Below are 4505 nucleotides of genomic sequence, written 5' to 3'. Positions count from 1 at the left end.
GGGCGGGGGCGGAGGTGGTGTCAGGGGTCAAGTGAGCAGCTCCAGTTCTGTGTGCATGTTGTGGCGGGCCGTCCGTTCCCAGGCGCTCTGTGCGTACTCCGTGCGGAACAGCGGCTCCAGGGCGAGCAGCTGGCGCAGCACCCGGGTGCGGCCCTCGCGGAAGGCGTCGTCGGGCACGAACGCGTACTCCTCGCGGATCCCGGCCGCGTAGTGCGCGTACGCCTCCGGGCCGCCCGCCAGGACCGCGAGGTCGGCGTCGCACAGCACCTCGCCGCTGGAGTCGCCGGGCGCCGGGTCGTGGGTGGCGGTGAGCCGGACCAGGCGGGCCACCTCGGACACCGTGGCGGCCGGTACGCCCGCCTCCGGGAGGGCGCGCTCGGCGAGGCGGGCGCTGCGCTCCTCGTTCTCGGAGCGGTCGGGGCGGTAGACCGCGTCGTGGAACCAGGCCGCGAGCAGGACGGCGACCGGGTCGAGGCCGGGGCCCGCGTGCGGCGCGAGTTCGTCCACGCGGTCGAGGACGGCGAGCAGATGGGCGGGGGTGTGGTAGCGGCGCTGCGGCTCGCTCCAGCGGGCGAGCAGGTCCTCGCCGTACGGTGCGGGGTCCGGCGCCTCGCCGTCCGGGGTGCCGCCTTGCTGCGCGTGGTGCAGCAGCGCGTTCCAGCGGGAGAGCAGGGCCTCGTGCTGCGCGTCGTCCTGCGGGGGGTGGGTGGACATACGGACAATTGTCGTCCGGCATGATCGCTGTCTTCCAGGGCCCCCAGGGGTATGGCAAGGTGTGAGATATGTCTAGACCATTGCTGGAAGTGATCGCGCTCAGCGCGGAGGACGCGGCGGCCGCGCAGGCCGGGGGCGCCGACCGGCTGGAAGTGGTCGGCGATATCGCCGCCGACGGGCTCACGCCCTCCCGGGAGACCTTCGCCGCGATCCGCGCCGCGTGCGGGATCCCGCTGCGGGTGATGCTGCGGCTCACGGACGGGTTCGCCGCCGGGGACGAGGCCGATGTCGCGTCGCTGCGGACCCGGGCGCGGCAGCTGCGCGCCGAGGGCGCGGAGGAGTTCGTGCTGGGCTTCCTGGACGACGCCGGGCAGCCCGACATGGTGGCGGTGGCGGCGCTGGCCGAGGAGCTGGACGGCTGCCGCTGGACGTTCCACCGCGCGATCGACCGCGCCGTCGACCGGCCCGCCGCGCGCAAGCAGCTCGCCGAGGTGCCGGGTCTGGACACCTATCTGACGGCCGGGTCGCCGGAGGGGGTGGCCGAGGGGCTGCCCGTGCTGTACGAGGAGGCCGCGCGCACCCGCTCAGGGGAGCCGGGGTACGGGGCGACGATGCTGGTCGGCGGAGGGCTGCGGCTGCAGCATCTCGCGGGGCTCCGGGACGCCGGGGTCGGGGCCTTCCACATCGGCGGCGCGGCCCGGCCCGGCGGGTGGGACGGACCGGTCGACGTCGACGCGGTGCGGGTGTGGCGCGGGGCGCTCGACGCGGGCGGCTGAGGGGGCGCCTTTCGGCGGCCGGGCGCGCAGTTCCCCGCGCCCCTCGCGGGGCGCGACGTGCGGGGGTCAGGAGTCCCGCGTACCCCGTATGACCGCGAGCGCGCCCGCCGCCACCAGGGCTGTGACGGTCACGCCGAACACCGTGGTGCCGGTCGTCAGCGTCGTGGCGTCGCTCAGCGTGCCCGCGGCGACCGGGAGGACGCCCGCCAGCAGATAGCCGCCCGCCGTGAACGCCGCGTTGGCCTCCGCGAGGCGGCCGGCGGGGACGTCGGCGGCGAGCATCGTGAGGCCGCCCAGCTGGCTGAGTCCCTGGCCGAGCCCCGCCAGCACGGCGGAGGCGAGCAGCGCGGCGACCGAGGTGGCGGCCACCGCGAGGACGAGCAGGGCCATGCTGAGCACGGTCAGCGCGGCGCCCGTCAGCAGGTCGGTGCGGGTCCGCAGCCGGCGGGCCGCGAACTGGACGCCCGTCGCGGCCGCGAACAGCACGAAGATCGTGGCCCCGGACAGGATCCGGCTGCTGGTGTGCAGCAGCTCCGCCAGCAGGCTCGGGCCGAGCGAGAGCACGAACCCGGTCGCGGCGATGCCGGGAGCGAAGACGGCGAGGCCGAGCAGGAGCTGGCGGCGGTTGGCGCGCGGGGCGTTGGGGATCCGGATCCAGCGTCCGCCGCCCGCCGCACCGCCCGCGCGGGCCCGCTGCGGCAGCGGCATCCGCAGCACCACCGGCAGCGCGGCCAGCAGCAGCGCGATCTGGACGGCGAAGACGGTGACGGACGGGCCCGGCAGCGTCTCCGAGAGCACCCCCGTGAGCAGCGGGCCCACCGCCGCGCCACCGACCATGGACGAGGACGCGACGAGCCCCGCCAGCCGCTTGTCCGCGCGGTCCGCGACATCGGAGACGGCCGCCAGCCCGGCCGACAGGAAAGCGCCGACCGCGACGCCGCTCAGCAGCCGCGCCAGGGAGAGCGCCGGCACCGAGTGGGCCGTCATGAACAGCACCCCGGCGGCGACGCCGAGCCCGAGCCCCGGCAGCAGCACCGGCTTGCGCCCGTAGCGGTCGGAGAGCGTGCCCGCGACGGTGAGGGTGCCCAGCAGCCCGGCGATGTAGAAGGCGTAGACGAGGGTGAGGGTGGCGGAGGAGAAGCCGAGCTGCCGCTGCCAGAGGACATAGAGCGGTGCGGGCTCGTTGGAGAGGGCCAGGACGGCGACAACGGGCCAGGCGGCGAGCCAGATCCACCGCCGGGAGGGCGCGGGGGCGGTGTCCGCTGCGGGCAGGGGCGGCGCCTCGGCGGCGGGCGCGTACGGGGGCATGGGGGCTCCAGCGCTCGGTGGTTCGAGTAAACTCGTACAGTCAGTACGAGAGAAGTCGTACCAGCTTCAGCGGTACGAATCAACTCGTACAATGGAGTCCCGTTCCGAGAGGATCCGAGAGGATCCGAGAGGAGGAGCCGCCATGTCCGGTACGGTCCCCGGGCTCCAGGAGCCGCCGCCCCCCGCCGGGGAGGTGCCTGAGCCGCTGCCCGAGCCCGCGCGCGACGAGATCCGGCTGGAGGCGGTGATGGCGGCGCTGAGCGACCCGCTGCGGATGGGCGTGGTCCGCAAGCTGCTGCTGGAGTCGGAGGAGTTCGACCACACCTGCACCTGGTTCGGGCTGGACCGCCCCAAGTCGTCCCTCACCCACCACTTCCGCACCCTCCGCGACGCGGGCCTCATCCGCCAGCGGCAGTACGGTCCCGCGCGCCGGAACCAGGTGCGGATCGCGGACCTGGAGGCCCGCTTCCCCGGGCTGCTCCGGCTGGTGGCCGAGTGGCAGCCGCCGGCAGCGCGATGACCGCGAGGGCGAGCACGGCGACCGCCCCGCCCGCCGCCATCAGCGCCGGCGGCGACGAGGCGTCCACGACCGCGCCGCCCGCCAGCGCGCCCAGCGAGATGGTCGCCTGGAAGGACGCCGTGAACAGCACGGACGCGGCCTCCGGCGCCCCGGGCGCCGCGTTCGCGAACCACCGCTGGGACGCGACGGGCACGGCCCCGTACGCGAAGCCCCACACGGCCAGCAGCGCCGCGGCCCCGCCCGCGTTCCCGCCCAGCAGCGGCAGGAGCAGCAGCGCGCCGCCCGTCGTCCCGGCGGCGGCGCCGAACACCGCGCGCGGGTGCCGCACGACCGCCCAGCCGCCCGCGAAGTTCCCGCAGACCCCGGCCACTCCGTAGGCGAGGAGACAGAGCGTGACGCTCCCGGGCCCCATCCGCGTCACCCGCTCCAGGAACGGGCCGACGTAGGTGTACGTCCCGAAGTGGGCCAGCACCACGAGGAAGGTGACGAGCAGCGCCAGCCGCGTACCGCGCCGCCGGACCAGGGCGCGCAGCACGGCGGGCCGGGTGGTCTCGGCGGGCGGCGGGAGCGGCGGGAGGACGAGGAGCATCAGCGCCAGCACGCCCGCCGACAGCACGGCCATGGCCGCGAACGCCGTCCGCCACCCCGCGAGGTCCCCCAGGAACGTGCCGGCGGGCACCCCGAGCACCGAGCCCAGCGGCACGGCGGAGAAGATCACCGCCGTCGCCCGGCCCGCCGAGCGCGCGGGCACCAGCCGGCCGGCCAGCCCGGCGGCCACCGACCAGAAGCCGCCGATGGTGACGCCGACGAGCACCCGGGAGACCAGCACCAGCCAGTAGGCGTCCGCCACCGCGACAAGCACGTTCGCCAGCGTGAGCAGCGCCATGAAGGCGCACAGCACGCGCCGCCGGTCGGCGCGCGCCGTCGCCACGGTCAGCAGCGGGGCCGCCGGCGCGGCCAGCAGGCCCGGCATGGTCATCGTCAGCCCCGCCATCCCGTCCGAGACGGCGAAGTCGGAGCCCAGGGAGGTCAGCAGTCCGACGGGCAGGATCTCGGTGGTGACGAGGGCGAAGATGCCCAGGGTCAGGGAGAGCACGGAGAGCGGCATGCCGCCGAGTCCAGCAGCCGCCCCGCGCCGGTGCTGGCGCTAACGCGACGCCAACGACCGCGCCGGACGGGGGCTGCCG

The 4505-nt window shown here is 75.8% G+C and carries 4 protein-coding genes and 1 pseudogene; 2 read left to right on the top strand and 3 right to left on the bottom strand.

Features of this window, described 5'->3' with window-relative positions:
* Nucleotides 1-27: 27 nt before the first annotated feature.
* The gene (locus G5C65_RS31805; RefSeq protein WP_165302509.1) at nt 28-714 is read right to left on the bottom strand and encodes an HD domain-containing protein; all 687 of its coding nucleotides are present in this window, start codon (nt 712-714) and stop codon (nt 28-30) included.
* A 68-nt stretch (nt 715-782) separates the two neighbouring features.
* Between G5C65_RS31805 and G5C65_RS31800 the strand changes: the two genes are divergently transcribed.
* Nucleotides 783-1490, top strand: a complete 708-nt coding sequence (locus G5C65_RS31800) for a copper homeostasis protein CutC (RefSeq protein ID WP_165302508.1) — start codon at nt 783-785, stop codon at nt 1488-1490.
* 66 nt (nt 1491-1556) lie between these two features.
* On the opposite strand, the gene G5C65_RS31795 is transcribed toward G5C65_RS31800, so the two are convergent.
* The gene (locus G5C65_RS31795; protein WP_165302507.1) at nt 1557-2798 is read right to left on the bottom strand and encodes an MFS transporter; all 1242 of its coding nucleotides are present in this window, start codon (nt 2796-2798) and stop codon (nt 1557-1559) included.
* 142 nt (nt 2799-2940) lie between these two features.
* On the opposite strand from G5C65_RS31795, the gene G5C65_RS31790 reads away from it, so the two are divergent.
* Complete coding sequence (locus G5C65_RS31790; RefSeq protein ID WP_338146759.1) at nt 2941-3318, top strand: ArsR/SmtB family transcription factor; 378 nt, start codon at nt 2941-2943, stop codon at nt 3316-3318.
* Here the strand turns inward: G5C65_RS31790 and G5C65_RS31785 are convergent.
* Nucleotides 3299-4426 (bottom strand): annotated as a pseudogene (locus G5C65_RS31785) (MFS transporter); the annotation flags it as partial. The gene G5C65_RS31790 and the pseudogene G5C65_RS31785 sit on opposite strands and share 20 nt — an antisense overlap.
* Nucleotides 4427-4505: the final 79 nt, after the last annotated feature.

Origin of the sequence: Streptomyces boncukensis (assembly GCF_011045075.1) — a bacterium.
Taxonomy (GTDB): Bacteria; Actinomycetota; Actinomycetes; order Streptomycetales; family Streptomycetaceae; genus Streptomyces; species Streptomyces boncukensis.
This window is presented reverse-complemented; position numbering and strand designations above follow the sequence as displayed.